The 26,367-nt window shown below is 69.8% G+C and carries 29 protein-coding genes, 2 tRNA genes and 1 other RNA gene; 12 read left to right on the forward strand and 20 right to left on the reverse strand.

What is annotated here, in order from left to right:
* A partial coding sequence (locus VEC04_RS11575; RefSeq protein ID WP_324776984.1) for a lyase family protein occupies positions 1–479 on the reverse strand: 479 nt, incomplete at its 3' end.
* A gap of 85 nt (positions 480–564) precedes the next feature.
* On the opposite strand from VEC04_RS11575, the gene VEC04_RS11580 reads away from it, so the two are divergent.
* Positions 565–1,173 (forward strand): peptidylprolyl isomerase, encoded by a 609-nt coding sequence (locus VEC04_RS11580; protein ID WP_324776986.1) that lies wholly within the window; start codon positions 565–567, stop codon positions 1,171–1,173.
* Positions 1,170–1,523, forward strand: coding sequence for a RusA family crossover junction endodeoxyribonuclease (locus VEC04_RS11585; protein WP_324777078.1), 354 nt, complete (start codon positions 1,170–1,172; stop codon positions 1,521–1,523). The genes VEC04_RS11580 and VEC04_RS11585 overlap by 4 nt, the downstream gene beginning before the upstream one ends.
* A 150-nt stretch (positions 1,524–1,673) precedes the next feature.
* Here VEC04_RS11585 and VEC04_RS11590 read toward each other — a convergent pair whose 3' ends face one another.
* The 6 genes from VEC04_RS11590 to miaA all read right to left on the reverse strand — a co-directional run bounded on the left by VEC04_RS11590 (position 1,674) and on the right by miaA (position 7,630).
* Positions 1,674–2,108: a GFA family protein gene (locus VEC04_RS11590; protein ID WP_324776988.1), complete on the reverse strand. Its 435-nt coding sequence runs from the start codon at positions 2,106–2,108 to the stop codon at positions 1,674–1,676.
* A complete protein-coding gene (locus tag VEC04_RS11595; protein ID WP_324776990.1) occupies positions 2,105–2,863 on the reverse strand; it encodes a C13 family peptidase in 759 nt (252 codons plus the stop codon). Before VEC04_RS11595 ends, VEC04_RS11590 begins: the two co-directional genes overlap by 4 nt.
* A 60-nt stretch (positions 2,864–2,923) precedes the next feature.
* Positions 2,924–3,412 carry an SspB family protein gene (locus VEC04_RS11600; RefSeq protein ID WP_324776992.1) on the reverse strand — a complete coding sequence of 163 codons (489 nt, stop codon included), beginning with the start codon at positions 3,410–3,412 and terminating at the stop codon, positions 2,924–2,926.
* 80 nt (positions 3,413–3,492) lie between these two features.
* Positions 3,493–3,854: a transfer-messenger RNA gene (ssrA, locus tag VEC04_RS11605) on the reverse strand.
* Between the two features lie 14 nt (positions 3,855–3,868).
* Positions 3,869–6,664: a PQQ-dependent sugar dehydrogenase gene (locus VEC04_RS11610; RefSeq protein WP_324776994.1), complete on the reverse strand. Its 2,796-nt coding sequence runs from the start codon at positions 6,662–6,664 to the stop codon at positions 3,869–3,871.
* Positions 6,665–6,739: 75 nt separating this feature from the next.
* Positions 6,740–7,630 carry a tRNA (adenosine(37)-N6)-dimethylallyltransferase MiaA gene (gene miaA / locus VEC04_RS11615; protein ID WP_324776996.1) on the reverse strand — a complete coding sequence of 297 codons (891 nt, stop codon included), beginning with the start codon at positions 7,628–7,630 and terminating at the stop codon, positions 6,740–6,742.
* Positions 7,631–7,760: 130 nt separating this feature from the next.
* On the opposite strand from miaA, the gene VEC04_RS11620 reads away from it, so the two are divergent.
* Positions 7,761–8,831 (forward strand): Mrp/NBP35 family ATP-binding protein, encoded by a 1,071-nt coding sequence (locus VEC04_RS11620; RefSeq protein ID WP_324776998.1) that lies wholly within the window; start codon positions 7,761–7,763, stop codon positions 8,829–8,831.
* A 285-nt stretch (positions 8,832–9,116) separates the two neighbouring features.
* Here the strand turns inward: VEC04_RS11620 and VEC04_RS11625 are convergent, their stop codons facing one another.
* The 5 genes from VEC04_RS11625 to VEC04_RS11645 form a co-directional block, all read right to left on the reverse strand.
* Positions 9,117–9,437 carry a YbjQ family protein gene (locus VEC04_RS11625; protein WP_324777000.1) on the reverse strand — a complete coding sequence of 107 codons (321 nt, stop codon included), beginning with the start codon at positions 9,435–9,437 and terminating at the stop codon, positions 9,117–9,119.
* A 14-nt stretch (positions 9,438–9,451) separates the two neighbouring features.
* On the reverse strand, positions 9,452–9,967 hold the full coding sequence (locus VEC04_RS11630) for a dihydrofolate reductase (protein WP_324777002.1): 516 nt from the start codon (positions 9,965–9,967) through the stop codon (positions 9,452–9,454).
* A gap of 56 nt (positions 9,968–10,023) precedes the next feature.
* Entirely contained in the window at positions 10,024–10,695 is a 672-nt protein-coding gene (locus tag VEC04_RS11635) for an aquaporin (RefSeq protein WP_324777004.1), read from the reverse strand.
* 128 nt (positions 10,696–10,823) lie between these two features.
* Complete coding sequence (locus VEC04_RS11640) at positions 10,824–11,129, reverse strand: phosphoribosyl-ATP pyrophosphohydrolase (RefSeq protein ID WP_324777006.1); 306 nt, start codon at positions 11,127–11,129, stop codon at positions 10,824–10,826.
* 4 nt (positions 11,130–11,133) lie between these two features.
* Positions 11,134–11,991, reverse strand: a complete 858-nt coding sequence (locus VEC04_RS11645) for a thymidylate synthase (RefSeq protein ID WP_324777008.1) — start codon at positions 11,989–11,991, stop codon at positions 11,134–11,136.
* A 271-nt stretch (positions 11,992–12,262) separates the two neighbouring features.
* Between VEC04_RS11645 and VEC04_RS11650 the strand changes: the two genes are divergently transcribed.
* Positions 12,263–12,841 (forward strand): hypothetical protein, encoded by a 579-nt coding sequence (locus VEC04_RS11650; protein ID WP_324777012.1) that lies wholly within the window; start codon positions 12,263–12,265, stop codon positions 12,839–12,841.
* On the opposite strand, the gene VEC04_RS11655 is transcribed toward VEC04_RS11650, so the two are convergent.
* A complete protein-coding gene (locus VEC04_RS11655; RefSeq protein WP_324777014.1) occupies positions 12,738–13,286 on the reverse strand; it encodes a DUF924 family protein in 549 nt (182 codons plus the stop codon). The two genes, VEC04_RS11650 and VEC04_RS11655, sit on opposite strands and share 104 nt — an antisense overlap.
* Between VEC04_RS11655 and ilvC the strand changes: the two genes are divergently transcribed.
* Positions 13,285–14,301: a ketol-acid reductoisomerase gene (ilvC, locus tag VEC04_RS11660; protein ID WP_324777016.1), complete on the forward strand. Its 1,017-nt coding sequence runs from the start codon at positions 13,285–13,287 to the stop codon at positions 14,299–14,301. The genes VEC04_RS11655 and ilvC overlap by 2 nt on opposite strands.
* 83 nt (positions 14,302–14,384) lie before the next feature.
* On the opposite strand, the gene VEC04_RS11665 is transcribed toward ilvC, so the two are convergent.
* A tRNA-Pro gene (locus VEC04_RS11665) sits at positions 14,385–14,461 on the reverse strand.
* A 156-nt stretch (positions 14,462–14,617) separates the two neighbouring features.
* Between VEC04_RS11665 and VEC04_RS11670 the strand changes: the two genes are divergently transcribed.
* Positions 14,618–14,691, forward strand: a tRNA-Gln gene (locus VEC04_RS11670).
* A 91-nt stretch (positions 14,692–14,782) separates the two neighbouring features.
* Here VEC04_RS11670 and VEC04_RS11675 read toward each other — a convergent pair.
* Positions 14,783–15,388, reverse strand: a complete 606-nt coding sequence (locus VEC04_RS11675) for a sensor histidine kinase (protein WP_324777018.1) — start codon at positions 15,386–15,388, stop codon at positions 14,783–14,785.
* A 129-nt stretch (positions 15,389–15,517) separates the two neighbouring features.
* On the opposite strand from VEC04_RS11675, the gene VEC04_RS11680 reads away from it, so the two are divergent.
* A complete protein-coding gene (locus VEC04_RS11680) occupies positions 15,518–15,973 on the forward strand; it encodes a response regulator (RefSeq protein WP_324777020.1) in 456 nt (151 codons plus the stop codon).
* Positions 15,974–16,000: 27 nt separating this feature from the next.
* Here VEC04_RS11680 and VEC04_RS11685 read toward each other — a convergent pair whose 3' ends face one another.
* Genes VEC04_RS11685 through VEC04_RS11695 form a run of 3 tightly spaced genes read right to left on the reverse strand, consistent with a single transcriptional unit; the run spans position 16,001 to position 18,379 of the window.
* Entirely contained in the window at positions 16,001–17,398 is a 1,398-nt protein-coding gene (locus VEC04_RS11685) for a hypothetical protein (protein WP_324777022.1), read from the reverse strand.
* Positions 17,399–17,451: 53 nt separating this feature from the next.
* Positions 17,452–17,790 carry a hypothetical protein gene (locus VEC04_RS11690; protein WP_324777024.1) on the reverse strand — a complete coding sequence of 113 codons (339 nt, stop codon included), beginning with the start codon at positions 17,788–17,790 and terminating at the stop codon, positions 17,452–17,454.
* A gap of 31 nt (positions 17,791–17,821) precedes the next feature.
* The gene (locus VEC04_RS11695) at positions 17,822–18,379 is read right to left on the reverse strand and encodes a GNAT family N-acetyltransferase (RefSeq protein ID WP_324777027.1); all 558 of its coding nucleotides are present in this window, start codon (positions 18,377–18,379) and stop codon (positions 17,822–17,824) included.
* Between the two features lie 96 nt (positions 18,380–18,475).
* Between VEC04_RS11695 and VEC04_RS11700 the strand changes: the two genes are divergently transcribed.
* Positions 18,476–18,928, forward strand: coding sequence for a DUF1036 domain-containing protein (locus tag VEC04_RS11700; RefSeq protein ID WP_324777029.1), 453 nt, complete (start codon positions 18,476–18,478; stop codon positions 18,926–18,928).
* A 14-nt stretch (positions 18,929–18,942) separates the two neighbouring features.
* Here the strand turns inward: VEC04_RS11700 and VEC04_RS11705 are convergent, their stop codons facing one another.
* The gene (locus tag VEC04_RS11705) at positions 18,943–21,120 is read right to left on the reverse strand and encodes a S9 family peptidase (RefSeq protein WP_324777031.1); all 2,178 of its coding nucleotides are present in this window, start codon (positions 21,118–21,120) and stop codon (positions 18,943–18,945) included.
* A gap of 93 nt (positions 21,121–21,213) precedes the next feature.
* Here VEC04_RS11705 and VEC04_RS11710 point away from each other — a divergent pair, with 93 nt between their 5' ends.
* Positions 21,214–22,032, forward strand: a complete 819-nt coding sequence (locus VEC04_RS11710) for a serine protease (RefSeq protein ID WP_324777033.1) — start codon at positions 21,214–21,216, stop codon at positions 22,030–22,032.
* Between the two features lie 374 nt (positions 22,033–22,406).
* Here the strand turns inward: VEC04_RS11710 and VEC04_RS11715 are convergent, their stop codons facing one another.
* Positions 22,407–24,191 (reverse strand): acyl-CoA dehydrogenase, encoded by a 1,785-nt coding sequence (locus VEC04_RS11715; RefSeq protein ID WP_324777081.1) that lies wholly within the window; start codon positions 24,189–24,191, stop codon positions 22,407–22,409.
* 125 nt (positions 24,192–24,316) lie between these two features.
* Here VEC04_RS11715 and VEC04_RS11720 point away from each other — a divergent pair, with 125 nt between their 5' ends.
* Genes VEC04_RS11720 through VEC04_RS11730 form a run of 3 tightly spaced genes read left to right on the forward strand, consistent with a single transcriptional unit; the run spans position 24,317 to position 26,351 of the window.
* Positions 24,317–24,868 (forward strand): cytochrome b, encoded by a 552-nt coding sequence (locus tag VEC04_RS11720; RefSeq protein WP_324777035.1) that lies wholly within the window; start codon positions 24,317–24,319, stop codon positions 24,866–24,868.
* The gene (locus VEC04_RS11725; protein WP_324777037.1) at positions 24,865–25,422 is read left to right on the forward strand and encodes a YceI family protein; all 558 of its coding nucleotides are present in this window, start codon (positions 24,865–24,867) and stop codon (positions 25,420–25,422) included. Before VEC04_RS11720 ends, VEC04_RS11725 begins: the two co-directional genes overlap by 4 nt.
* On the forward strand, positions 25,359–26,351 hold the full coding sequence (locus VEC04_RS11730; protein WP_324777039.1) for an L-threonylcarbamoyladenylate synthase: 993 nt from the start codon (positions 25,359–25,361) through the stop codon (positions 26,349–26,351). Before VEC04_RS11725 ends, VEC04_RS11730 begins: the two co-directional genes overlap by 64 nt.
* The last annotated feature ends 16 nt before the right edge of the window (positions 26,352–26,367 follow it).

The following is a 26,367-nucleotide window of genomic DNA, read 5'->3' on the forward strand; positions in this document are numbered from 1 at the left end:
AGCAGCGTCTTCACCACCTGCTCGGCGCAGGCGACATGCATGGCCGTCGGATAGGTGTCGTTCGACGACTGGCTCATGTTGACGTGGTCGTTGGGGTGCACGGGCTTCTTGGAGCCCATCTCCCCGCCCAGCATCTCGATGGCGCGGTTCGAGATCACTTCGTTGGCGTTCATGTTCGACTGGGTGCCCGAGCCGGTCTGCCAGACCACCAGCGGGAAATGGTCGTTGAGCTTGCCCTCGATCACCTCGTTCGCTGCCGCGACGATGGTCTCGCCGAGCTTCGGGTCCAGCTTGCCCAGCGCCATATTGGTCTCCGCCGCCGCCCGCTTGACGATGCCCAGCGCACGAACGATCGGCAGCGGCTGTTTTTCCTCGCCGATCCGGAAATTGCCCAGCGACCGCTGCGCCTGCGCACCCCAGTAGCGATCCGAGGCGACCTCGATGGGGCCGAAGGTGTCGGTTTCGATGCGGTTCGTCATGGCGCGGCAGGCTCTTCAGGCGTGGCGGGAGGATGCGCGGCGGTGTAGCACGGGCAGGCGAGGGGACAAGGCGGAGGAGCCGGCGATGCGGACGATGATGATGGCGGCGGCGCTCGTGCTTTCCGCCTGCGCGACTACGGCGAACGGCGCCGACAAGCCCCGCGTGATGCTGGAAACCGACGCCGGCCGCATGGTTCTGGAACTGGATCTGGAGCGCGCGCCCCTGACGGTCTGCAACTTCCTCAGCTACGTCACCGACGGCGACTACGCGGGCGGCAGCTTCTTCCGGACGGTGGTCCGCGCCACCAACGACAACCCGAACCCCATCGACGTCATCCAGGCAGCCACGCCGCGCGGGGCCGATGACACCCTGCGCCCGCCGGTCCCTCTGGAGCGCACCCGCGACACCGGCCTCAGCCACGTCGCCGGCGCCGTCTCCATGGCCCGGGACGGCCCCGACACCGCGACCTCCAGCTTCTTCATCGTCACCCACGACACGCCGGCGCTCGACTTCGGCGGCGGCCGCAACCCCGACGGCCAGGGCTTCGGCGTCTTCGGGCGGGTGGTCGAGGGACTCGACGTGGCGCGCCGCATCCAGATGTCGCCCGCCGACGCCGGGGAGCAGCTGACCCCGCCGGTGATGATCCGCACCGCCACCCTGATCGGCGAGGTCCCGCCCGAGTGCCGCCCTTGACGGTGGGCTGGATCGGCACGGGCAAGGTCCGCCTCCGCGAGGCCGGCGACGCCGTCGAGATCACCATCGACGGCCTGACCACCCAGGCCAAATACTACAAGCCGCTTGTCTATGAGTTCATGCGCAAGCAGTGGCCGTCGCGGCCGTCCTGGGGCGACTTCGTGGTCGAGATCCGCATGGAGCACGTCGGCGATCCGCCGCACATCGACCTCGACAACCTCGCCAAGGCCCTTCTCGACGCCATCAAGGGCTACCTCTTCCACGACGACGCCCAGGTCGCCCGCCTGCTCGTCGAACGCCACGAGGGCGAGCGCGAGCGGATCACGATCCGGGTGTTTCCCCGTCCATAACCCGATCTCGGCCGTCATCCTCGGGCTTGACCCGAGGATCAGACGATAGGGCGAGCTGTGCGCCCGAGACGGGCCTGAGGCCGAGACCGCTTCCTGTCGCACTGAGCACCGGACGGTCTGATCCTCGGGTCAAGCCCGAGGATGACGGTGTCAGTCGGATGATCGCGGGATGTACCGCAACACCCCGACCACCCCGCCGCCGCCGTCGCTCGGGTGGCGCACCCCGTCGTTGATCAGCACCTCGGCGAAGTCGAACGGGCTCACCCCCTCGAGGCACGCCGCGTTGACCCCGTACTCGTTCGGGTTCGAACGCCGCCGATGGTGGGTGTAGATGCCGCATTTCGAGCAGAAGAAATGCCGCGCCACGCCGGTGTTGAACCGGTACTCCGTTAGCGCCTCCGCGCCCTCCAGCACCTCGACCCCGTCCCGCCCCGCGGTCACCGCCACGGCGCCGCGCATCCGGCACAGCGAACAGTCGCAGCGCCGCGCGCTCGCCAAACCGTCGCTCAGCCGCACCCGGAAGCGCACCGTCCCGCAGTGACAGGCCGCCGGCGACCAGCCCTCGCTGTCCACGGTCAGGCTCATGCCGGTGGCCGCTGGAAGCGCAGCGTCGGCGCCCGCAACTGCATCTCCGCCCCGAGGAACATCTGCGGCTCGGATGGGACTGCGACCCCCGCCTCCTGCTCCTTGCGCGCCACGCACGCCCGCGTCCCCGCCGCGAGGGCGAGGAAATCCGTCGCCGTCGGCAGGGTCTCGATCACGCAGCCGTCGAACCACGGATAGGTCTCCTCAGCCCCGCACCCGAATGACGTGCGCTCGCGGCTCGCGGCGGTCAGGACCATCCGGTTCGGCGCCGCCAGCGCATTGACGAAGACGCCGGAATAGCAGGCGGAGACGATCACCACCGTCGGCCGCGTCCCGCACCACTGGCGCACCAGATTGGCCATGTCGGCCGGCGCCAGCGTCGCGTCAGGGCCGAAGACCATGCCTTCGGGGGAACCGTGAGAGGTGAAGTACAGCAGGCAGCCGCGCGTCGCCCGGCTGGCGGTTTCGGCGACCTCGCCCAGCACCTCCGCCACAGTGACCGGCTCGGCCGCGTCGGGCCTCAACGAGAAATCGACCAGGCTGTCGCGCGGCAGGCCCGCCGCCAGCAGACCCCGCGTCACGTCGCGCCGGGCGTTGTCGAAGGCCTCGATCGGCTGGCCGCCGCTGTCGCGCCAGTCCCCCGCGATCACCGCTGTGGTCCATCCGTCGAAGCGTCCGCCCCACGTCTGGGCGAACCCTGGACCGGCCGCCGCCAGCAGCGCCGCCGTCACGATGAGCGAAAATCCCCGACACATGCGCCTTCCCGAGCTCAAGTCGGCCCCGAGGTTAGCGCAAGCGGCGCCGGGGAAAAGGGCCTACTTCTTCCGGAACTGGTCCAGCGAGACGACCTTGGGACCGTCGTCGCCGCCCGGGGGCGGCGGCGTGTCCACCTCGGCCTCGGCCTCCTCGGTCGGCGCCTCCTCTGCCATGGCCGGGGACTCGAACTGCAGCAGGAACTGCACCGACGGGTCGTAGAACCGCGTCACGGCCGTGTAGGGCATCGACAGCACCTTCGGCATGCCGCCGAATTTGAGCATCACCGAGAACCGGTCGGCGTCGACCTTCAGGTCCCAGTACTGGTGCTGCAGCACCACCGTCATCTCGTCCGGATATTTGGCTAGCACGTCCGGCGGCACGCTGACGCCGGCCGCGCGGGTCTTGAAGGTGATGTAGAAATGGTGCGCCCCGGGGATGCCCTCGGGCTCGGCCGCGCGCTCCAGCGCCGAGCGGACGACGCCGCGCAGGGCGTCCTGCGCCAGCTGCTCGTAGTGCATCTCGTCGACTGGCGGGATCTCGTCGGCCATCAGGTCCTCGGCTTTGCAGTCGAGGGTTTAGCCGCGCAGCGACGCGGGCGGAAGATGGCGAGAAGGTAAAGCGGGAGGAAAGTGCCGGGATTCTGTTGCCAGGCTCCCGGCGGCCCCGCCCGAGGATCTGAACCCCCGGGACTTAAGTGTTCGAAATCACCCGAACCGCTTACGCGGCGAGAGCGACTTCTCCAGCGAAGTTATCGTTCGCAGTTAGTTAAAGGCCCGATACGGTGGGCCAGGACGGGCGAAAGCAGTCCTCTTTACACGTCCGTCGATGCTAGTCGGCCCCGCACCGCCCGCCGATACACGGGAGGGAATGGTGGAGCCGCCGGGAATCGCACCCGGGTCCGGTCCGCTTATTACAGGCGCGTTTATCGCCATAGTCCGGGCGAACCCGGACAAGACCAATATAGGGACAGAGGCCTCAAATTCCAAGGTCCTCGGCGACTCCGCTCAGAATGGCGCGTCGCGCTCCCACGGACCTGCGGTCCAGTCCACCTCCTCGATGATCAGCGCGGGAGCCGGCGCCGGGCCGCCCAGCGCGAGCACCTGACCATTGCCGAAGCGGATCTGCTCGACCCCGTTCAGGACATCTGAACCGTCGCGCCCTGCGGTCATGTCGATCACGCGCCAGCTGCCGCCGCCGAGGTCGGTGATCTGGTAGTCGGCCATCAGGCCCAGCAGTTCGACGATGTCGGAGCCGCCGCCGCCGTTCAGGATATCGTCGCCGCCGCGTCCTGCCAGCACGTCGGCGCCGGCGCCGCCCGTGAGGGTGTTGGCGGAGGCGTTGCCGACGCCGCGGAAGCCTCCCGCGCCGGTGAAGGTCAGATGCTCGACATTGGCGGCCAGGGTGTGGACTGCGAGCGATGTCTCGACGGTGTCGGTTCCTTCCCCGGCCAGTTCCACGATCGTGTCGGCGGCCGAGACGACATAGCGGTCGTCGCCGGTCCCGCCCTGCAGCTGGTTCGCGGCCCCGGACCCGCCGATCAGCACGTCGTCGCCGCCCATCCCCGCCATGGAGTCGCGCGCCGTCCCGCCGGTGAGGATGTTGTTCAACCCGTTGCCGGCGCCGATGAACTCGCTCGAGCCGGTGAAGGTCAGGTTCTCGACGTGGGCGGGCAGGGTGATCCGGGTCAGCGCCGTCTGCACCGTGTCCGTCCCTTCGCCGGCGTATTCGATGATGGTGTCGCGGGCCTGCAGCACATAGCGGTCGTCGCCAGGTCCGCCGTACAGCGTGTTGGCGGCGCCCGCCCCGCCCTCCAGCGCATCGTTGCCGCCGAGACCGATCAGCGTGTCGCGTCCTGTCCCGCCCCGGATTGTGTTGGCGACGTTGTTGCCTTGGCCCACGAATCCGCCGGTTCCCGTGTAGATCAGAACTTCCACATGCGCCGGCAGGGTGAAGCTGCTTCGGGTCGCGGTCTCGACCGTGTCGATGCCGCCGCCCGCCAGCTCGACGATGGTGTCGTTGGCCTCGACCCGATAGCGGTCGTTTCCGGCGCCGCCCTGCAGCTGGTTGGCGACCCCCGCGCCGCCGGTCAGGATGTCGGCGCCGTCGAGGCCCAGCAGAACATCCCGTCCCGCGCCGCCGATCAGGGTATTGGCTCCGGCGTCGCCGAACAGCGTGTCGTCGAAGGACGACCCGATCACCGTTTCGATGGCGGCCAGCGTATCCGTCCCGCCCTGGCCGTCGTTGGCCTGCGCCAGGTCCAGCCGCACCCGCACCGCTGCGGGCGCGGCGGAATAGTCGGCGGCGTCGTTTCCCCCGGCGCCGTTCAGGGCGTCATTGCCCGCCGCTCCGACCAGAACGTCGTCGCCGAGCCCGCCGAACAGGCCGTCGTCGCCGTCGTCGCCTCCGATCAGGTCCTCGCCGACCCCGCCGTGAATCGTGTCGTCGCCCGCGCCGCCGTTCAGCACATCGGCCACGTCGCCCGCGGTCTCTGACGGGGTGAGCCGGTGGATTTCCCCGTCCAGGCCGATGACGTACAGCCGCCCGCGTCCGTCCTGGGCGAAGGAGGCCATCTGGTTGACGGTTCCGGCGTCGATGGCCAGCTGGCCGTTGCGGCGCGCGAAATCGACCGCCACGCCGTCGACGATCCGGGTCGTCCAGAGATTGCCGCTGACGAAGTCGGCGAAGAAATACAGGCCGTCGCCTCCCTCCGGGCCGTGATAGACGTAGCCGCCGGTGATCGATCGGCCTTGCATCGGCCCCGAGCCGTGCGAATAGCTCAGCACCGGATCGGTCAGGCCACCGGGGTCCGTCCCGTTGAAGGGCAGGTCGCCCTCGAAGATGCGCCAGCCCAGGTTGCGTCCGGCGCCGGTTCCGGCGGGGATGACGTTCAGCTCCTCGCGCGCGTTCTGGCCGACGTCGGCGATATACAGGTCGCCGTTGACGTCGAAGCTCATCCGCCACGGATTGCGGAGGCCGAGGATGAAGACCTCGTCTGCGCCCGCCTGGCCGACGAAGGGATTGCCCGGCGGAATGCCGTAGTTGCGGGCCGGATCGCCCGGGAAGTCGTCCCGGTCGACATCGATGCGCAGCACCTTCCCCAGCAGGCTGTCGATGTTCTGGGCGTTGTTGTTCGGATCGCCCGCCGATCCGCCATCTCCCGAGGCGATGTAGAGCAGGCCGTCCGGCCCGAACGCCATCCAGCCGCCGTTGTGGTTGGAGAAGGGCTGGTCGTAGCTCAGCACCAGGGTACGCGACGCCGGATCGGTGAAGTCGGTCCCCGTGCGGGTGTATTCCCAGATCTCGGTGTCGCCGGCGGCGTTGGTCAGATTGACGTAGAACCGGCCGTTGGTCGCGAAATCGGGATGGAAGGCCAGGCCCAGCAAGCCCCGCTCGCCGCCGGTCGACAACTGCTCCTGTGGAATGTCGAGGAAGGGCGTGGCCGCCAGGGTGTTGTCGGTCAGGTCGAGAATGCGGATGCGGCCGGTGTTCTGCTCGACGATGAACAGCCGGTCCGGGTCGCCCGGCGGCGAGGCGGCGAACAGCGGATTGGAAAGGCCCGAGACGATCCGCGTCGCCGTGATCAGCCCCGCGCCCGGCTCCGTGTCGGCCTCGCTGAAGCCGTAGATGAGGTCGTTCCCGTCACCGCCCTGGATAATGTCGGCCCCGCCGCCGCCCGACAGCACGTCGGCCCCCGCGCCGCCGTCGACCGTGTCCGCGTCGGGCGTCCCGGTCAGGGTGTCGTTCCCGCCGGTGCCGCCGATGACGGCCGCCAGAGGCTCCTCGTCCACCACCCGCGCCATGGCCTGACCTCCCGTTGGTCCTGCCTGACTACGCCCGGGCGGCACGGCGGGATGCGCCGAACCGGCGAACGGCGGTCACTTTCCGTTGATCGGCGGCGCGACCCTGCGCCAGTCCGGCGTCTGGTTCCGGAACCAGGTCAGCTGGCGCTTGGCGTAGTTCCGCGTCGCCTGCCGGGTCGCCTCGACCGCGGCCTCGAGCGAGATTTCTCCCGCCAGCCCGGCCGCGAACTCGCGTACGCCGACCGCCTTCATCGCGGGCAGGGCCGGGTCCAGCCCACGCGCGACCAGCGCCCGCACCTCGTCCAGCGCCCCGGCCTCAACCATCCGCGCCACCCGCGCGTCGCAGTTGGCGTAAAGCGCCGCCCGGTCCGGCTCCACCACCAGCCCGGTCCACGATCCCGGCGCCAGCAGCGGCGTCGTCTTCGCGGTCCAGTCGCTCAGCGCCCGTCCGGTGTGCCCGGCCACCGCCCAAGCCCGCGTCAGCCGTTGCCGGTCGCCCGCCTCGATGCGCGCCGCCGCCGCCCCGTCCACGGTGGCCAGCCGCGCCCGGAACGCCGCCTCACCGAGCCGGTCGTAGAGCGCCTCCGCCGCCGCCCGAACTTCCAGCGGCACATCCGGAATATCCGCCAACCCCTTGGTCAGGGATGTGAAATACAGCCCCGTTCCTCCGACGATCAGCGCCGGCCGCCCCGCCGCTTCCAGCTGCGCGAGCATCGGCGCCACCGCCCGGCTCCAGCGCCCGACCGACCAGACGTCCGCCGCGTCAGCCACTCCGTAAAGCCGGTGCTCCGCCCGCGCCTCCTCCTCCGCTGTCGGCCGGGCGCTCAGCACCCGCAGGTCGGCGTACAGCTGCTGGCTGTCGGCGTTGACGATCACCGCCCCGGTCCGCGCCGCCATGTCCAGCGCCAGCGCCGACTTGCCCGAGGCGGTCGGCCCGGCGATGAGGGTGATCAGGGGCTGGGACAAAAAAGGCGCTCGCGGGGCGTGGCGAAAATCGGGTCCGAGGTTCGGCCGGGATCGGATTTTCGTCCAGACAGGAAGGGGCGTTCGGCGATAGAACGCGGGCTCCGACCCGGCAACCCGTCAGGACCGTCCCTTGCCCGACCGCGCTACCGTCATCGCCGCCCTCGACGCCATCCGCGACCCGAAGAGCGGGCAGGGGCTGGTCGCCGCCGGTCTGGCGCAGGGCCTCACCGTCGCAGACGACCGCGCCGGCTTCGTTCTCGAGGTCCCCGCGGGTGAGACCGCCCTCTACGCGCCGGTCCGCGACGCCGCCGAGGCCGCGCTGAAGGCCATCCCCGGCATGGCCCGCGTCTCTGTCGTCCTCACCGCCGAGACCGCCCCCGCGACCCGGCCGGCCCGCACCGCCTCCCTGTCGCCGCAGGCCGTCCAGCAGACCCGGGCGAAGGCTCCCGTACCCACCGATCGCCCGGCCCACGTCCGCCGCGTCCTCGCCGTCGCCTCGGGCAAGGGTGGGGTCGGCAAGTCGACCGTCGCGGTCAACCTCGCCGCCGCCCTCGCGGCGCGCGGGCTCTCCGTCGGCCTCCTCGACGCCGACGTCTACGGCCCGTCGATGCCGACGATGCTGGGCGTCTCCGGCAAGCCCGAATACCGCGACGGCCAGATCGAGCCCCATGTCGCCCATGGCCTCAGGGTCATGTCGGTCGGCCTGCTGACCGGGGCGAACGACGCCATGGTCTGGCGCGGCCCGATGGCCTCGCAGGCCCTGACCCAGATGCTGACCCAGACCCGTTGGGGGACGGAGGAGCGGTCCCTCGACGTCCTCATCGTCGACCTGCCGCCGGGCACCGGCGACGTCCAGTTGACCCTGATCCAGAAGACGCCGCTCGACGGCGCCGTCATCGTCTCGACCCCGCAGGAGGTCGCCCTCGCCGACGCCCGCCGCGCCCATGTCCTGTTCCAGAAGGTCGGCGTGCCCACCCTCGGCCTCATCGAGAACATGTCCGGCCACGTGTTCGGCCGCGGCGGGGCGGAGGCGGAGGCCGGCCGTCTCGGCGTCCCCTTCCTCGGCGACCTGCCGCTCGACGCGGCCCTGCGCGCGTCCGGCGACGCCGGCCGCCCGCTGGTCAGCACCGATCCCGACGGCGCGATCGCCCGCCGCTTCGCCGTGGCGGCGGCGCGGGTGGCGGACGTGCTGGGGATCTAGCCGCCCAAACCCACGTCGTGTTCGGCGACGGGCGTGCTCTCGGCGATCCGACGCCACGCCCACCCCCGAATGATGACAGGGACAGCGCAGATCGCGCCGCACAGGGCGGCGCCTCCGAGGACGAAGGCAAGGAGGTAGGGAAGAAAGCCGAGCCAGTGCGCCAGGCTTCCGAGGAACAGCGTCTTGATCGTCAGTATGGTCCCGGCCGGCGCCGCGATGGCGCCGAACGCGGTCCAGAACGCCCGCCAGGGGCTGGACGGGCTGCGCAGGATCGGCCGGGCCGCCTCATTCCGGCTCGACCACCACCGCCGTCCCGTAGGCCAGCACCTCGGTGATCCCCGGCATGATCTCGTTGGCGTCGTAGCGCATGGCCAGCACCGCGTTCGCGCCCATGGCCCCGGCGTGCTCGACCAGTTCCTGGTAGGCCTCCGCCCGCGCCGCCTCGGCCAGCTTCACATAGGCCCCGACGCGCCCGCCGATCATCGACTGCACTCCGCCGACCATGTCGCTGACGACGTTCCTCGACCGCACGGTGATGCCGCGCACCACGCCGAGGGTGCTGACGATGCGATGGCCGGGAATGTCGTTGGTGGTCACGATCAGCATGGCGACCCTCCCGTTCAGCGCCGCTCCAGCACGCGGAAGACGAAATCATGGTCGTCCTTCTCGCCCGCCGGATACGCCTCGGACGTTACCTCTTTCCACGCCCCTTCGTCGAACGCCGGAAACTCCGCGTCGCCCTCCGGTTCCGCCTCGACCTCGGTCAAATAGAGCCGCTTCGCCCTCGGCAGCGCCATCTCGAACAGCGCCGTTCCGCCGATGACGCAGATCTCGTCGACCCCGTCCTCCTCGGCGGTCTCGCGCGCGATCTCCACCGCCTCGTCCAGCGTGGTGCAGACCAGCGCCCCCCTGGCCGTGAACGACTCGTCCTTCGACAGCACGAGATTCAGCCGGCCGGGCAGGGGCTTCAGCGGCAGGCTCTCCCATGTCCGCCGCCCCATGATGCACGGCTTGCCCAGGGTCACCGCCTTGAACCGCTGCAGATCGCTGCGCAGCCGCCACGGCAGGCCGCCGGCCCGGCCGATCACCCCGTTGCGGGCCCGGGCGACGACGAGGGCGAGATGGGGCAGGGGCAAGCGAACCTCACGACAGGCGGGCGGCGACCTGCTGGCCGCCGCCCGTTCTTACGCCATCAGGCGACGGGTTCCAGCACCTTGAAGCGGAACAGCAGCGCCCCGATCACGGCCCCCGCGGCCGGGGCCGCGAAGAACACCCAGAGCTGGCTCAGCGCCTCCCCGCCCTGCAGCAGGGCCGGACCGAAGCTGCGCGCCGGATTGACCGACACGCCGGTCACCTGGATGCCGACGATGTGGATCACCGCCAGGGTGATGCCGATCGCCATGCCGGCGAAGGCGCCGTGCTTCTGGTCCCCGCTGACGCCGAGGATCACCACCACGAAGATGGCGGTCATCACCACCTCGAAGATCAGCGCCGCCTGCAGGCCGTAGCCGCCCGGCGAACCGGCGTCGAAACCGTTGGCGCCGAGATTGGCGAAGCCGGTCTTGGCGATCAGCCCGATGATGGCCGCCCCTGCGACCGCGCCCAGGAACTGCGCGACCCAATACAGGCCCATATCCTTCAGCGACATCCGTCCGGCCACGAAGGCCGCCAGGCTGACCGCCGGATTGACGTGGCATCCCGAGACCGGCCCGATGCCATAGGCCATGGCGATGATTGCGAAGCCGAACGCCAGTGCGATGCCCAGCTGGCCGACATGGTCGAACCCGCCCAGCACGGCGGCCCCGCATCCAAACAGCACCAGCACCATCGTGCCGACGAACTCGGCCGAAAATTTATTGATCATCATAGCCTCCCCACAAGGTTCCGCTCAGCGCGGACGAGCGAGGATGCACACGAGTCGCGGCTACGGCCACGCTTCGAAGAACGAAGTTACGTTTCTTTACAGTTCGGCGGCCTCGCCCCGAAATCGGGTCAGTCGCCCGGCCGCGCCTCCAGCCAGTGCAGCCACTTGCGCTGCATCGCCGCCTCGAGATCGATCCCGGCCCGGTCGCAATAGATCAGCAGCATCCCCAGCACGTCCGCCGCCTCGTCGCCCAGCTTGTCCGCGTCCGCCGCGCCCCGCGCGCGCCCGCTCATCCGCAGATGCTCGGCGACCAACTCGCCCAGCTCCTCCTGCACCTTCAGCAGCGCCCAGTCGCCCGACCGTTCGATGCCGTGCTCGGCGGCGTAGATGTCGGAGATGCGCAGGACGTCGGCCTGCAGGGTCTTCAGGTGCATGGCCTCAGATCGCCACCGGCGCCTTGATGTGCGGCCAGGGCTCGTAGCCGGTCAGGACGAAGTCCTCCAGCCGGTAGGCGAACAGGTCGTCCCTGGGCGTGATCGTCATGACCGGCAGCGGCAGCGGCTCGCGGGTCAGCTGCGTTTCCGCCTGTTCGATGTGGTTCAGGTACAGGTGAGCGTCGCCGAAGGTGTGGACGAACTCGCCTGGCTCCAGACCGACCACCTGCGCCACCATCATGGTCAGCAGCGCATAGGAGGCGATATTGAACGGCACGCCCAGGAAGACGTCGGCGCTGCGCTGATACAGCTGGCAGCTCAGCTTGCCGTCGGCGACGAAGAACTGGAACAGGCAGTGGCAGGGCGGCAGGGCCATGTCGTCGACGTCGGCCGGGTTCCAGGCCGAGACGATGTGCCGGCGCCCGTTCGGATTGGTCTTCAGCCCGTGGATCAGCTTCTCGATCTGGTCGATGACCCGCCCGTCCGGCGCCGCCCACGAGCGCCACTGCTTGCCGTAGACCGGCCCCAGCTCGCCCTCGGCGTTGGCCCATTCGTCCCAGATGCTGACGCCGTTTTCCTTCAGCCAGCCGATATTAGTCTCGCCGCGCAGGAACCACAGCAGCTCGACGATGATCGACCGCAGGTGCAGCTTCTTGGTGGTCAGGACCGGAAAGCCCTTGGCCAGATCGAACCGCATCTGCCGCCCGAACACGCCCCGAGTTCCTGTCCCCGTCCGGTCGTCTCGCGTCGCCCCGTTGTCGAGAATGTCGCGCAGCAGGTTGAGGTACTGCCACTCCGGATGATCGGCCGCGACCGCTCCGGAGCGGGCCTGCGGATCGGCGAGGGCGACGGCGGCGTTCATCGGGCGAGGATGCCGCTGATTCGCGACGCTGGGCAGACCGTTGATTCGGTTGCTCACAGATACGTGGCCCGGAGCGCGCTCCTGCCTCCTCCCCATCACGTCGCGACAGGGAGGAGACGGCCGATTGCTGCGCTGCAAATCCGCGCCCAGCCATCCTATTTTCTGGAGCCAACGCACTGTTTTCCCGCGACAACACCTCCGGGCCAGCGTCCTGAGCCCGCCGCAGGAAGCGGCCGCCGTAAACTACGCCTCTTCAACCGGAGAGACGCCCATGACCGACGACCCCGCCGCCGACGAGGCCACGCGCCCCGGCCACCGCATTCATCCGCCCGAAATCTGGGACCTGGCCCGCCGCGACTATCTCGCCGGCCTCGGCGGCCCCGCCGTCTGCGCCCGCTACGGGCTCGGCCTGGCCGCCTTCCGCAAGCGCGCCGCCAGCGGCGGCTGGCGCCGCATCGACCAGCCGGCGCCCCTGCCCACGGGGCCGCTGGAGATCGACGGCGACCTCGACGAGGCGGATTATTTCGACCTCGCCGAGATGACCGTCATCCATCTGCGCGAGGCCATCGTCAACGGCTGCGTCAGCCAGGCCGAGGCCTGGTTCCGGCTGCACCTGCGGCTCCATCAGGCCTCCTGCGAGGAGTTCGCCCAGCTCAGGGCCCTCGGCGCCGACGACGACGAGCCGATAGACGAAGTAGACGGAATAGACGGAATAGACGGGGGTACCCCCGTCCCGGAGTCTACTCTCACCCCCGGAACCCGTCCTGCTCCAGAAACGCCTGTTCCTCCGCCGTCGTCTCCCGTCCCAGGGCGCGGTTCCGGTGCGGAAACCGCCCGAAGCGTTCTATGATGGCGTGGTGATGCTCGGCCCAGCGATCGTCGGCGGGCCGCTCCATGGCCTGGAACAGCGCCACCTGCCGGTCCTGAAGCGCCCGATCCTCGGCGTGCTGCAGCGGCAGGTAAAAGAACCGCCTCAGGTCGTTCTCCACCGCCCGGTCGAAACCGGCGTCCAGCGCCCGGATCGCGAACATCCGCGCCAGCGGGTCGGTCGCGAAGGCGTGGGCCGTGCCGCGGAAGCAGTTGCGGGGGAACTGGTCCAGCAGGATCAGCAGGGCCAGCGTCCCCACCGGCGTCTCCGCCCAATGATCCAGCTCGCGCCGCGCCGTGGCGAAATGCGCGTCCCGGAAACGATCGTTGAACAGGGCGTCGAAGGCGTCCTCCTTGGCGAACCACTTTTCGGGACCGGCCTCTTTCCAGAAGGAGACGACGTCGGAAGGCGTTATGTCTGTGCTCATGACCGATAATCTAGCGACGCCGCTCCCCGTCTTCCATGACCGCGACTGCGATCTGTCGATCATCCGCGGCAAGCGCGTGGCCGTCATCGGCTACGGCAGCCAGGGCCGCACCCATGCGCTGAACCTGCGCGACTCCGGGGTCGTCGACATCGTCGTCGGGCTGAAGGCCGGGTCCGCCACCCGGACGAAGGCCGAGGCCGACGGCTTCCCCGTGCTGACCGCCGGTGAGGCCGCCGCCGCGGCCGACGTCGTCGCCGTCATGGTCTCCGACGAGGCCCACCGCGACCTGTGGCGCGACGAACTGGCCCCGAACATCCAGCCCGGCGCCGCCCTGATCTTCGCCCACGGCCTATCGGTTCGCTTCGGCCTGGTCGAGCCGCGCGGCGACCTCGACGTCATCCTCGCCTCGCCCAAGGGCATCGGTCCACGCATCCGCGACCTCTACGTGGCCGGCGAGGGGGTCTTCGCCCTGTTCGGAGTGCATCAGGACGCCACCGGCGGCGCCCATGCGCTGGGCCTGTCCTACGCCGCCGCCCTCGGCTGCGGCCGCAAGGGTATCCTCGAGACCACCTTCGCCGCCGAATGCGAGAGCGACCTGTTCGGCGAGCAGGTCGTCCTGTGCGGCGGCGTCGGCGAGCTGATCGACGCCGCCTTCAGCAAGCTGGTCGAGGCCGGCTATCCGCCCGAGGTGGCGTGGTTCGAATGCTTCTACGAGGTCAAGCTGGTCACCGACCTGATGTTCTCGATGGGCATCGCCGGCGCCTTCGGCCGCATCTCCAACACCGCCGAATACGGGGCCTACCTGACCGGTCCGCGCGTCATCGGCGAGGCCTCGAGGGTGGCCATGGACGAGGTGCTGGCCGAGGTCCGCTCCGGCGCCTTCGTCAAGCGGCTCATGGCCGACTACGACGCCGGCTCGCCCGACCTGCTGGCCCGCCGGGAAGCCCTCGCCCGCCGCCCCATCGAGGCGATCGGCGCCCATCTGGCCGCGGTGGCCGCGAGGGCCGGGAAATAGGGGAGGAAGACGGCGCCCTGGACAGCGCCGGAACAGCGATCAAGCAGTGAGCCCCCGCGGGGCGAACACTATCGCAAAAAGAATGGTCGGAGTGGCAGGATTCGAACCTGCGACCCCTGCGTCCCGAACGCAGTGCTCTACCAGACTGAGCCACACTCCGACTTGAGGAGCGGGCTTATAGCGACGGGGTTTGCCCCCCGCAAGCGAGGAAACGCCCCGCCGCGAAATAGTCTCCAAACCGGTTCTTGCATCGCCCGCGGCCTTGTCGTATCTCGCACGCCTCCCGGCGCTCCGCCCCGGGAAACGCCGGACCTGCTGGGGAATGGTGTAATGGTAACACTCCGGTTTTTGGTACCGTCATTCTAGGTTCGAGTCCTAGTTCCCCAGCCATCCGCCCTTTTCCGAAAGCCCCCGCTGAAGCCGCTCGCGTCCGGCTCTGACCGCCGGCCGTTCGAGTCCCTGAACGGCCGGGCGGATGATTTCAGTGAGCCTGAACGGGTTCCAGCGGCAGGCGGATGCGCACGCCGACCCCGGCTTCGGGCGCGGTCTCGATGCTCATCGATCCGCCCAGATGCTCGACCAGCCCCTTCACCAGCGCCAGGCCTTCGCCCGGCTCCAGCGTCTCCGCCCCGACGCCCGAATCGCGCACCACCAGGCTGACGCCGCCCACCGCGCGCGAGAAGGCCACCGCGATCGAGCCGCGCCGCTCGTCCGGGAAGGCGTGACGGCAGGCGTTTGAGAGCAGTTCGTGGGTGATGATGGCCAGAGGCAGCAGGTGGCTGTCGGGCAGCAGGGCCGACTGCCCGCGCACGTCCAGCCGGACCGGACGGCCCTCGCAGGCGCGGGTCCAGAAGGCGGCCACGTCCTCGAGGTAGCCGGCGAAGTCCAGCGGCCCGGCCGCGGTCATCCTGCGGCTGATCAATTCCATAGCCGCGGTGACGTCGCTCAGCCACGTCAGATGGCGGACGCTTTCGGGGTCGGTGACGCTGCGCAGCCGGATTCCGACGAGCGTCTGCAGCAGCTGATAGCCGCCGAGCAGCCGACGCTGCAGTTCGACGATGCCGTCCCCCGCGGCCGTTGCCATCATTCCCCCACCCACTGAAAAGCCCTGATTTTTCTACTCCACACAGAACCAAATAGCCACCGAGGCGTTTGTCCGTCCGCTATCGGACACAGTGGTGGTAAACGGGTCTGGTTAGCGTTCGGGGGAACAGTGGTGTCCGAGTCGCCAGACCTGCGGGTCATCATCGTCGAAGACCAGGCTTTGCTGGCGATGGAGCTGGAACTGGTGCTTGGCGAATCCGGATGCGACGTCGTCGGCTGCGCCATGGATCAGACCAGCGCCTTCGCCATTGCGGATCGCGAACGGCCGGATCTGGCCCTGATCGACATTAACCTCCTCGACGGCATGACCGGGCCGCGGATCGCCCAGCGGCTGGTCGGCGACTACGGGACCGCGGTGGTCTTCCTCACCGCCAACCCGGAGCAGATCCCCGACGGTTTCGCCGGCGCGCTAGGGGCCGTGTCCAAACCCTTCGACGAACACACCATCCGCGCCGTGGTCGATTTCGCGCGCCAGTTCATCCACCACCGGACCGTGGGCGAGCCGCCACGCCGCTTCCGGCTGGCCCCCTGGTTGGGCACCCCCCCCGACGACATCGCGCCGCACTGACGAAAGCCGGTGCGGCGCGACGCTATCTCAGTCGATCTTCAACCGGACGAAGACCATGCCGCCGTCCGGGTCGCCGCCATAGGCCGGCTCCAGCGCGGCGGGGACACGATTCAGGCTATACAGCGCTCCGATTCCGAAGCGCAGGTGTTTCGCCAGCCGCCAGTCGTGCACTGCGCCGACCGACGCCTTTGACACCGTGTACAGGTCGCCATGGCCCCCGCCGGGTCCGGGCAGCAACTCGTCCGTCTCGATCCGTTCGGCTCGCGCGAACAGAGTCCACCGGTCGTCGGAGCTGACGGCCGTCTCCAGCAGCCAGGCGTCCTTCGACTCGTCGTGATCATTGGTCTTGCGGCCCCAGGCCAGGGTCGAGGACCACCAGCCGTCCGCGCCGAACCGGCGCGCATGGATCGCGCTGGCCGACCATCGGGTCTCATCCTCGCCCGGCTCCAGCTGTTCCGGCGACGTCACGTCCGCATAGGACGCCTGCAGCGACCACTCCGGCGAGGGATTCCACGACGCCCGGGCTGACCAGCTGTCCAGTTCGGGGCGTTCGATGTCGTAGCGATCCTCGTCCGGCTCGCGACCGCGGAACGACGACGCCTCCAGCTTGAAGCCGTCGTGGACCCAGCCCAGCGTCGCCACGCCGAACACGATGTGGGTCGAGTCCAGCCAGTGGTGGGTGATCGGCGCCTCGGGGCTGTCCATGGCGCTCATGCGGTGCATGAAGGCGGGTGGACCGAAGGCTGGCTCTCCCGGCAGTCCGATGTAGGCGAAGACGCTGTCGCGGCCGGTCAGCCGTCGGGCGTAGCTGGCCGACAGCTCCATCACCAGCTCGTGCGGGTGCTGCCGGTCGACCAACGGCGTGACCCCGTCCGCCGTCTCCCCGGCGGCCAGCAACAGGGGGAAGCCGTCCCTGCCCATGAACGGTTCGGGGCTGAGCATGGCCCGCAGGTTCAGGGTCGAGCCGTCGGCGAAATCGCGCCGCGCCGATCCCATCAGCATGCCGCCGACGAAGGTCTTGTCGTCGCCGCGCGGGCCGTTCTGCCAGTCATGGACCAGGCTGAGCTGGGCGTGGCCCATGAAGGACCAGTCGCCGCGCGTGGCGTGGACGCCGCCGTGCTCCGACAGATCCGGTTGCCAGCTGGTGCCGGAAGCGTCCCGGGCCATCGGCCAAGGACCAAGCGGGCTTTTGGCCGCGCGGTCCATGCCGGACGCGTCATGGCCCTGATGTGAGGCGGTGGGCGGCTGCGGCGTAGGCGTCATGCCGTGACCGGCGTGGGGATCGACCGGGATGGGCGCCGGCGGCGGCGTCGCGGGGTGTTGCGTCGGCGGCGCGGGGTGATGCGAATGATCCTGTCCCGCCGCCGGCAGGGCGAGGGCGAGCAGGGATGCGCCTGCGAAAGGCGCGAGTAAGCGGGCAGCCATCATGGCCTCCTGAATGAGCAAGGGGCGCGGCGGTCTCACCGCCGCGGACGTGTTCAATCGAGGAGCGGGCGGGGCGGGTGCGGTTCGGGCGCCGGCCGTTCGCCGGCCGGCACGGCCATGGGAGGGACGGCGACGGACGGAGGCGGCGCCGACAGCCGGGGTCTTGCGGGCGGCTGGAGCGCGGGCGCTCCCACGCAGGCGACACAGCAGTCCATCGCCTTCATCGCCTTGCCGGGCGCGGGCGAGGGCGTCTCCGCCCCGACGTGGTGCGCCGTCGCCTCATGACACGGCGGCGCGGATGACGTCTCCGCCAAGGCCTTGGCCGGCGCGGCGCCCGTCATCAGCACCGCGAGGGCGCCGAGCAGCATCAACATGGCGTGGAGTGCGCGCATTTCGCTCACCTAGGCGCTGTGGTTCAGCGCTTCAAGCCAGGCCGCCGGTCAGGTCAAGACCCGACGCCGTCGGCGGCTCGCCTTCGGGCGCGAGATCGAGCTGCATCAGCGTCACGTCCAGCCAGCGGTCGAACTTCCAGCCCACCTGCCGGTAGACGCCCGCGTCGCGGAAGCCGAGCGCCCGATGCAGGGCAATCGACGCGGCGCTCGAACGGCTGTCGCTGATCGCCCCGATGACGTGCCGCAGGCCCATGGCGCGCACGCGTCCGATCAGCGCCTCCAGCAGGGCGCGGCCGACGCCCTGACCCCGCGCCGCCTCCTCGATATAGATCGATCCCTCGACGCCGTAGCGGTAGGCCGGCCGTGGCCGGAACGGCGAGGCGTAGGCATAGCCGGCGAAGGTTCCGTCGAGCTCCGCAACCAGCCACGGCAGGTCGTGCCGCTTCACCGCGGCGTAGCGGCGCGCCATCTCCTCCCGCGTCGGGGGCTCAAGTTCGAAGGTCGCCGTGCCGTTCAGAACCTCGCGCCCGTAAAGCGCTGCGATGTGCGCGAGGTCCGCCTCGGCCGCGTCCCGGATCGTGCGGATCATCTGGTCAGCCCCTGCCTGGATGGCGTCCCCAACTGTCGCTGGATTCGCCCCCGGTCCGTGATACCCTGGCGGCGGCTATCGGGGGAGACCAGGCCGATGAAATCCACCTTCATTGCGGCGCTCGTCGCCGCGTCCTTGTCCACGCTCGCGCCGGACATGGCCATCGCCCAGATCAAGAAGAACAAGTCGACCTCAGCGACAGTCGACATCCGCGTCTGCAATCAGAGCGGCCGCGACGGCACCGTCGCCATCTCCTATGTCGAGGTGGGCACCAACCAGTTCATCAACCGGGGCTGGTTCGAAGTCGCGAACGGGTCGTGCAGCTTCATCGTCAGCACCGACAACGCCAACTTCTACATGTACGGCGACACGCTCGACGGTTCTGGACGGACCTGGTCGGGGAACCACGCCCTGTGCGTCCAGTATCCGGGTCCCTACACCTTCTGGTCCGACGGCAGCGACACCTGCCCGGCCGGCTACGAGATCCGCAATTTCGTGCCCATGCACGCCGATGCGACGGGCGACTACACCTGGACGCTTGATCCCTAGGGCGACGGGAGCGGTCAGGTCCGCTCCCAGCCCCTTTCGATGGCCCACACCGCGAAGGCGTAATCGTGGGCGACCTCCTTCAGGTAGTCGAACCGGCCCGAGGCGCCGCCATGTCCGGCCTCCATGTTGATCTTCAGCAGCACCGGCTTGCCCGAGGTCGTGGCCGGCCGAAGCTTCGCCACCCACTTCTCGGGCTCCCAATAGGTCACGCGCGGGTCTGACAGACCGCCGGTGGCCAGCACCGCCGGGTAGGCCTTGGCCTCGACCTGGTCGTAGGGGCTGTAGCTCATCATGTAGTCGTAGGCCTCGGCGTCCTCGATGGGGTTGCCCCACTCGGGCCATTCGGGCGGCGTCAGCGGCAGGCTGGTGTCGCTCATGGTGTTGATCACGTCGACGAACGGCACCTGGCCGATGACCCCGGCCCACAGGTCGGGCCGCATGTTGTTGACCGCGCCCATCAGCAAGCCGCCGGCCGAGCCGCCTTGGGCGACGATGTGGCCCGCCCTGCCGTGGCCGCTCGAGATCAGGTGCTCCGCCGCGGCGATGAAGTCGGTGAAGGTGTTCTTCTTGGTGAAGCGCCGAGCGTTGAGGAACCAGTTCCAGCCCTTGTCCGAGCCGCCGCGGATGTGGGCGATGGCGTAGATCCAGCCCCGGTCGACCAGCGACAGCCGGTTGGTCGAGAAACTCGCCGGCATGGGGATGCCGTAGGAGCCGTAGCCGTACAGCAGCAGGGGCGCGGAACCGTTCACCGGCGTCGACTTGCGGCGCAGCACAGTCACCGGCACCAGCTCGCCGTCCGGGGCGGGGGCGTTCAGACGCTCGACCACATAGTCGGCCGGGTCGTGGCCCGACGGCACCTCCTGCACCTTGCGCAGGGTCCGCTCGCGAGTCCTCAGGTCGTAGTCGTAGGTCGAGGTGGGTGTCGACGGGGAGTTGTAGCCGTAACGCATGACGGTGGTGTCGAACTCCGACGCCCCGCCCAGCGACAGGGAATAGGCCGGCTCGTCGACGGCGATCTCGTGCTCGGCGCCGGCGCGGTCGCGGATGATGATGCGGGTGTTGGCGTCGGCCCGCTCCTGACGGCCGATGTAGTCCTTCACCAGCGCCACCCCCTCGATGTAGCGGCCGGGCGTATGCGGCACGAGGTCCTTCCAATTCGCCTTGGCGGGGTTGGCGGTCGGGGCCTCGATGATCTTGAAATCAATGGAGTCGTCGGCGTTGGTGCGGATCACCCAGCGGTCGCCCCAGTGGTCGGCGTCGTACAGGCGCGCCACCTGCCGGGGCTCCAGCACCACGGGCGCGGCGGTCGGATCGGCGGCGGGGATAACCCGGGCTTCCGACGTCTCCTGGTTGGCGATGGAGATGACCACGAAGGCGTCGTCGGCGGTGCGGCCGACGCTGATGAACATTCCCTCGTCGGCCTCCTCATAGACCAGCGCCGTTTCGCCGCCGCGGGCCGGGCGGCGGAAGATCTTGTCCGGCCGGCCATTGTCGTCGCGGTTGGTCCAGAAGATCCACCGGCTGTCGGGCGAGAAGGTGAAGTTGCCCGTCGCGGACTGAATCGGGTCTGGCAGGACCGCGCCGGTGGCCAGGTCCTTGACGTAGATCTGATGCACCTCCGACCCCTGCGCGTCCTCGGCGTAGGCGAACAGGGCGTGGTCGGGGCTGTGGTCCGCCGCCGACACCTCGGAATAGGCCTTGCCGGCGGCGAGAGCGTTGGCGTCGAGGAGCATCTGCGGCTCGCCGCCGCCGCGCGGCTTCCGCATGAAGCGCGGGTGCTGATCTCCGGTCTTGTACTCGGTGTAGTACTCCCACGGCCCGTCCGGGGAGGGCACCGAGCTGTCGTCCTCCTTGATGCGTCCCTTCATCTCCTCGAACATCTGCGTCTGCAGGGGGAGGGTCGAGGCCATCATCGCCTCGCGGTAGGCGTTCTCGGCGGTCAGGTGCTCCTTCACATCCGCCTTGATCAGCGTCGGATCACGCAGCACGGCCTGCCAGTTGTCGTCCTTCATCCACTGGTAGTCGTCGACCCGGACGCGGCCCAGCTGTTCGATCCGCACCGGGATCTTCTTGGCGACGGGCGGGACGGGCGTGGTCTGAGGCATCGAGGCTCCGGAGGTGCGGGCTTGAGCGGGCAGGGCGGTCGCGGCCAGGGCGGCGGCGGTGGTGGCGAGCAGGTCGCGGCGGTTCATCGTAAGGCCCCCGAAGGCGATTTGGACGCGGACCTTGTGCGAGCAGGCGGGCCGCCGTCAAATGAACAAACGGCCACGGCGTGATCCGCGCTCATGTTCGATCTGCAACTTCCTCCCGATCCCGTCCCGGAGCCGCCCTCCGCGGTATTGCCGGCCCCTGCGTGGGACCTGACCGTCGGCCTGATCGCCGCCACCGTTCAACTGGACCAGCGCAACGACGAGAGGGCCACCCGCCGGGTCGGCACGGGCTTTCTCATCGACGCGCCGCGTTCCGACGGACAGCCGCGCACGGTGCTGGTCACCGCCCATCACGTGCTGGAGGGCATGCCGGGGCCGGACGCCCGGATCGGCTGGCGCGTGCAGATGCCGGAAGGCCGCTGGCGGTTCGCGCCCGAGCCGCTGCGCATCCGCGAGGAGAACGGCGATCCGGTCTGGGTGCGGCATCCCGAGCGCGACATCGCGGTGATGGAGGTCTCGGCGCCCCCGGCGTTCGCCCGCGCCGCCATTCCGCTGGGCTGGCTGGCCGACGCCAACGCCTTCGAGGTCTGGCAGGTCGGGCCGGGCGACGAGCTGCTGACCCTCGGCTACCCGCACGGCTATTCGTCGAACACGGCGGGGTTCCCGATCCTGCGCGTCGGCCGGGTGGCGTCGTGGCCGCTGACGCCGATTGAGGCCTTTCCGGCCTTCATGCTCGACTTCCCCGTCTTTCCCGGCAACTCGGGCGGGCCGGTGTTCTGGACGCCCACCGCCCGCAAAGCGCCCGGCTCGACCCAGCCGGAACACCCCTTTATCGCCGGGGTTCTGGTGTCCGAGGCGCAGCCCGACGCCGGCGCGCTCCGCATCGGCATCGTCGCCCACGCCCAGTTCGTGCGCGAGGCCATCGCTCTGCTGGAGGCGCCTCCGGGGCCGTAGGGCCTTCGCGGGACGACGGCGCCCGGATCGGGATTTCGCCCGGGCAGAAAAAACGCAGTGGCAGAGTCGGCAGAGTCTCGTGCGCAAAAAACGCAGTGGCAGAGCCGGCAGAGTCTCGTTTCCAAAAAACACAGTGGCAGAGTCGGCAGAGTCTACAGGGTCTCGAGCTTGAGGCCGCGGGGCACAGGGCGGCGGCGGATTCGATTGTCAAAGACCCCGGGCCCGGTGACGGACGCGGTGAACAGTCTACGCCCGCTGTTTCCTCAGGCGCGTCAATTGACTGGAGAAATCAGCAAGCTGTTGATCCCACGTGATTTCGTTCGGGCAAACCGGCCGGTATCTCGAGAACGGCCAGCATTCCGGGCGGCCCGAACCTATCCGGCCAGCACCTCCGCGCTCATCCGCTCCAGCAGGGCGCCGCCCTGACCCACGGCGGCCAGCCGGCTCGAGGCGTGGCCCAGCACGTTGGCGGCGTAGACCTCGTAGAGGGTGATCCGCCCCTCCAGCCACGCCGGGTCGCCCTCGCCGGCGTCGAGGATCTCCCGTGCGGCAAGGGCGCCCTTGGCCAGCATCCAGCCGCCGACCACGTCGCCGAGCAGTTTCATATAGGCGTCGGCCCCGGCCAGGACGTCGGTCGCTCGCGCAGGGTCGGCCTTGGCGTCCAGCAGCCACAGGGTGGCGTCCTCGACCGCCTCGACGGCGTTGGCGAACCGCTCCACCGGCTTGCCCGAATACAGGCGGGGCAGCACGGTCAGGGTCGCTCTCATGTCGGCGATCAGTTCCCGCGCCGACTCGCCGCCGTCCTGCCCCAGCTTGCGCCCGACCAGATCCATGGCCTGGATGCCGTTGGTCCCCTCGTAAATCGGCGCGATCCGGGCGTCGCGGTAGTGTTGCGCGGCTCCGGTCTCCTCGATGAAGCCCATGCCGCCGTGCACCTGCACCCCTAACGAGGCGACCTCGACGCCGACGTCCGTCGACCAGGCCTTGGCGATGGGGGTGAACAGGTCCTCGCGCCCCTTCCAGCGGCGGCGCTCTTCCCCGGTGGCCGCGTGCCGCGCCAGATCGGCGGCGACGCCGGTGGACAGGCAGATGGCGCGCGCGGCGGCGATCCTGGCCTTCATCACCGACAGGGTCCGCCGCACGTCAGGGTGATCGATGATCGGGGCGTTGGCCTCGCCGGTCCACGCCGAGCGGCCTTGCCGCCGTTCCCGCGCATATTCCAGCGCCTGCTGGTAGGCCCGCTCGGCGATGCCGACGCCCTCGACCCCGACCGCCAGCCGGGCCGCGTTCATCATCACGAACATGTGGGCCAGTCCCTGGTTCGGCTGGCCGACCAGCTCGGCCGTCGCGCCCTCATAGGCCATGACGCAGGTCGGCGATCCATGGATGCCCAGCTTGTGCTCGAGCCCGACCGGCCGGAAGGCGTTGCGCTCCCCCAGCGCGCCGTCGGGTTTCACCAGATATTTCGAGGCGAGAAACAGGCTGATTCCCTTCGGGCCCGGCGGCGCGTCGGGCAGGCGGGCCAGCACCATGTGGACGATGTTGTCGGTGGCGTCGTGGTCGCCCCAGGTGATGAAGATCTTCTGGCCGGTCAGCGCATAGGTCCCGTCTCCGTTCGGAACCGCCGTCGCGGTCAGGGCGCCGAGGTCCGAGCCCGCCTGCGGTTCGGTCAGCACCATGGCCCCGGTCCATTCGCCGGACACCAGCTTCGTCAGATAGGTCGCCTTTTGCGCCTCGGTCCCGACCGCCTCCAGCGCTTCGATCGCCGCCAGCGACAGCATGGGGCAGAGGCCGAAGGCCATGTTCGCCGCGTGCACTGTCTCATAGGCCGCCAGCTCCAGCGCCTTGGGCAGCTGCTGCCCGCCAGCGTGGGCGGGAGCGGACAGGCCGGTCCAGCCGCCCGCGGCGAACTGGCGATAGGCGTCGGCGAACCCCGGCGTGGCGGTGACCGAGCCGTTGGCGTAGATCGCGCCCTTCTGGTCGCCGATGCGGTTCAGGGGCGCCAGCACGCCTTCCGAGAACTGGCCCGCCGCCTCCAGCACGGCGGCTTGCAGATCGGCGTCGTAGTCCGGGAAGGCGCCGGTCGCGGCCACGGCGTCGAGACCCGCCACCTCCGTCAGGGTGAAGATCAGATCGCGGACGGGGGCGCGGTAGGTCATCGGCTGGCTCTCGGAAATCGTGCGGACGTTCATGCCGCCTTGCCGCCGGGTCAGGCAAGGCGCGGCTTGGCGAACCCTGTGGTCTGGGGCAGGTTGAGGCGAAGCACCGGAGAGGGAGGAAGACCGTGGCCGAGCCGCGCAACCGCTATTCGACCGTATCGCTGATCCTGCACTGGCTGATCGCCGCCATGGTGGTCACGCAGGTCCTGCTGATCTCGGCCCATGAAGCGACGGACGGCCCGATCTCCCGCGAGTTCGTCAACATGCACAAGTCCGTCGGGCTCAGCATCCTCGTGCTGACGCTGATCCGGATCGTCTGGCGCGTCGCCAATCCGGCCATTCCCCTGCCGACGGAAACCCCCGCCTGGCAGAAGCTCATGGCACGCGCGACGCACGTCCTGTTCTACGTCTTCCTCATCGCCATGCCGCTGGTCGGCTGGGCCGCGTCCTCGGCGGCGGGACGGGAGATCCTCTGGTTCGGCCTGTTCGAATGGCCGCTGCTGCCCGTCGGCGGTGGACGCGATACCGCGCGTGATCTGATGGACCTGCACCAGACAGCGGCCAAGGGGCTGTATGTGCTGATCTTCCTGCACGTCATGGGCGCGCTGAAGCACCACTTCATCGATCGGGACAATGTCCTGCACCGGATGATCCCGCTGATTCCCCGCCGGCCGTGAGGCGGCGCGCGGTCGTTCTCGCCGGACTGCCGGCCGCGCTCGGTCTCGCCGCGGCGGAGCCTCCGCCGTGGGTGGTGATCCGCGACGCCTCGACGATCGAGATGACGGTGCGGGCGCTCGGCGGGTCCCACCACGGCCGTTTCGAGGACTGGCGGGGCGACATCGCCTTCGACCCCGAGGCGCCGGGCCGCACGCGGGCGACGGTCGTGGTCCAGACCGCGTCGCTGAGGATGAGGACCGCGGCGCTGACCGGGCGCGCCACCGGGCCGGCCATGCTCGACGCCGCAAGGCATCCGGTCATCCGATTCGAGCTTCGCTCCCTCGACCCGTTGGGCGGCGATCGTTATTCCGCGCACGCCGACATCACCATGAAGGGGCGGACCCGGCCGGTGACCTTTCCGCTGGACTTGCGCGTGACCGGCGACCGGGCGCATCTGACCGGCGCGTTCACTCTCGACCGCACGGACTTCGGAATAGGGACCACAGGCGCGTGGAACAGGTTGGTCGGCCGCGACGTGACGGTGCGGGTGGCGCTCCAGGCGCGCCGCCTTTAGGCGCTCCCCCTCCTGGAGCAACGGACGCCCAGGCGGCCGAGGCCCTGGCGGCCGGCGGCCTCGTCATCCTGCCGACCGAGACCGTCTACGGCCTCGCCGCCGACGCGGGGAACGCCGCGGCGGTCGCCGCCATCTTCGAGGCCAAGGGCCGGCCCCGCTTCAATCCGCTGATCGCCCATGTCGCCGACGCCGTCGAGGCCGAGGCCGTCGCCGTCTTCGACGCCCGCGCCCGCGCCCTGGCCGAGGCCTTCTGGCCGGGCCCGCTGACGATCGTCGCGCCGGTGCGCGACCGCGAGAGGGTCTGCGACCTGGCCCGGGCCGGGCTGGACAGCGTCGCCGTGCGCGTGCCGGGCCATGTCCGCGCCCGCGCCGTCATCTCCGCCTTCGGCAAGCCGGTCGTGGCGCCGTCCGCCAACCGCTCGGGCCGCCCCAGCCCGACCACCTTCGCCGACGCCCTGGAGGAGACAGGCTTCGCCGCCGCCGATGCGGTCGACGGCGGGCCCTGCGCCGTCGGAGTCGAGAGCACGGTGGTGTCGGTGCTGGACGGCCGCGTCGCCCTGCTCCGCCCCGGCTCGGTGACGCGCGAGGAGATCGAGGCCGTCGTCGGCCCTCTGGTGCGGGACGGGGAGGGGCATCGCTCGCCGGGCCGGACGGCCCTGCACTATGCGCCGGACGCGCCGGTGCGGATTGAGGCGACGAAGGCGAAGGCGGGCGAAATCCTCCTCGGCTTCGGGCCCGGCGTCGGCGACCGGCGCTGGAGCCTGAGCCCGACGGGCGACCTGCGGGAGGCGGCGGCCAATCTGTTCCGAAGGCTGCGGGAAGCGGATCGTGAGACGCCGGCGGGGATCGCTGTGTCGCCCATCCCGGCGACCGGGCTGGGCGAAGCGATCAACGACCGGCTGAAGCGCGCGGCGGGGTTTGTGGGGTAGGGGGCAGGCTTCTTTA

The sequence above is a fragment of the Brevundimonas sp. genome, assembly GCF_035626535.1.
In the GTDB taxonomy this organism is placed as follows: domain Bacteria; phylum Pseudomonadota; class Alphaproteobacteria; order Caulobacterales; family Caulobacteraceae; genus Brevundimonas.